The organism is Paralimibaculum aggregatum (assembly GCF_030270585.1).
In the GTDB taxonomy this organism is placed as follows: domain Bacteria; phylum Pseudomonadota; class Alphaproteobacteria; order Rhodobacterales; family Rhodobacteraceae; genus Thermohalobaculum; species Thermohalobaculum aggregatum.
Genome location: NZ_BSYI01000107.1, coordinates 1 through 1679 on the forward strand (window position 1 = coordinate 1; position 1679 = coordinate 1679).

Annotated in this window: 3 protein-coding genes; all 3 read left to right on the forward strand. The window is 73.3% G+C overall.

Features of this window, described 5'->3' with window-relative positions; all coding sequences use genetic code 11:
• Nucleotides 1-146: helix-turn-helix transcriptional regulator (locus QSJ97_RS24465; protein WP_285675117.1), on the forward strand; the 146-nt coding region annotated here is incomplete at its 5' end.
• A gap of 3 nt (nt 147-149) precedes the next feature.
• Nucleotides 150-1070, forward strand: coding sequence for a DUF7146 domain-containing protein (locus QSJ97_RS24470; protein ID WP_285675115.1), 921 nt, complete (start codon nt 150-152; stop codon nt 1068-1070).
• The coding region (locus QSJ97_RS24475) for a DUF3987 domain-containing protein (RefSeq protein WP_285675116.1) at nt 1057-1679 on the forward strand (623 nt) is incomplete at its 3' end. The genes QSJ97_RS24470 and QSJ97_RS24475, both read left to right, overlap by 14 nt.

A 1679-nucleotide genomic window follows, 5' to 3' on the forward strand; every position in this document is an offset into this window, starting at 1 on the left:
AGGAACTCACCGGCCTCGCGCGCTCCACGATCTATCTCCATATAGCCCGCGGCGAGTTCCCCAAGCCCGTGCGGCTTGGCCCGCGGGCCGTCGGCTGGAAGGAGGCCGACATCGCCGTCTGGATCGCCTCCCGCGAGGAGGCCTGATCCATGGACCCCGACAACGACCGCGGGGGCGAGGCGCAGGTGATCGTGCAGGCGCTCGGCGGGCGCTGGTACGGACAGTATGGCGTCGCCTTCTGCCCGGCGCATGACAACACCCGCACGCCCGCCCTGCGGGTGTCCGACGGCGAGGGTGGCCGTCTGCTGCTTCGCTGCTCGGTCGGCTGCACCTTCGAGGAGGTGCTGGCCTCGCTGCGCAGCCGGGGCCTTGCCCCGGGCAACGGGAAACCGGTCGTCCCCGATCCCGCCGCCGACCAACACCGTGCGGAGAAGGCCCGCGCTGAGCGGACGGACAAGATCCGCCGCGCCCGGGCGATCCTGGACGAAACGGTGCCGGCCACGGGCACGCTGGCCGAGCGCTATCTCCGGGCCCGGGCGATCGCCGGGCCGCTGCCGGTGGCGCTCCGCTTCCACCGCGCCTGCTGGCACGGGCCCTCCAGGGGGAAATCCCCGGCGCTGGTCGCGGCGGTGGCGATCGAGGGCGAGGCCGCGGCGGTGGCGATCCACCGGACCTGGCTCGCCGAGCCCGACCGCAAGGCGGCGATCACCCCGAACCGGATGATGCTCGGCCCCTGCCAGGGCGGTGCGGTGCGGCTCTCCGAGGGCACCGGCCCGCTCGTGGTGGCCGAGGGTATCGAGACCGCGCTCTCGCTCCGCGACGAGCTTCACGACAGTGACCCGCGCGTCTGGGCCGCGCTCTCGACCTCCGGGGTGAGGGGCCTGCGGCTGCCCGCCGCCGCCGGCGCGCTGGTGATCGCCCCGGACGGGGACCCTCCCGGCGAGGCGGCGGCGCATGCCCTGGCCGAACGCGCCCATGCCGCGGGCTGGGCTGTGCGCATCCTGCCCCCGCCGGGCACCGGGCGCGACTGGAACGATGTGGCGATGGAGACCCGCAATGAAACTGCGTGATGCCTGCGCCGCAGCGCCCGAGATCCAGCCCGCGCTGCCGAAGCCGATCATCCTTCAGACGACGAAGGCCCGCGCCTATCCGGTGGAGAGCCTGGGCCCGCTCCGCGACGCCGTCGAGGCGGTGCAGGAGCGGTCGATGGCCCCGGTTGCCCTCTGCGCGCAGTCCGCCCTTGCCGCTGCATCCCTGTCAGTGCAGGGCTTCGCCGACATCGAAACGCTGGGCGGCGTTCGCCCGGTCTCGATCTATGCGCTCAGCATCGCCGGCAGCGGCGAGCGCAAGAGCGCCAGTTACGCCCCCTTCATGGACGTGATCAAGCAGGTCGAGCGCGAGGCCATGCAGGCGCATCGCACCACGCTCGGCTCCTGGCGCAACCGGCACGCCATCTGGAAGGGCCGGCGGGACAGCATCCTCGGCACCGCCAGGCAGGGAAGCGGCGCTCTCGACGCGACCAATGCCGATCTCGACGCGCTCGGGCCCGAGCCGGTCGCGCCGCCGCTGCCCTACCGGCTGGCCAACGAGCCCACCTATGAAGGGCTGATCCGGCTCTTTGCCGAGGGCGCGCCGAGCCTCGGGGTGTTTTCCGACGAGGCCGGGCAGTTCCTCGGCGG

Coding starts and splice junctions, on each gene's coding strand:
- QSJ97_RS24470 (WP_285675115.1), top strand. CDS start 150: ATGGACCCCGACAACGACCGCGGGGGCGAGGCGCAGGTGATCGTGCAG.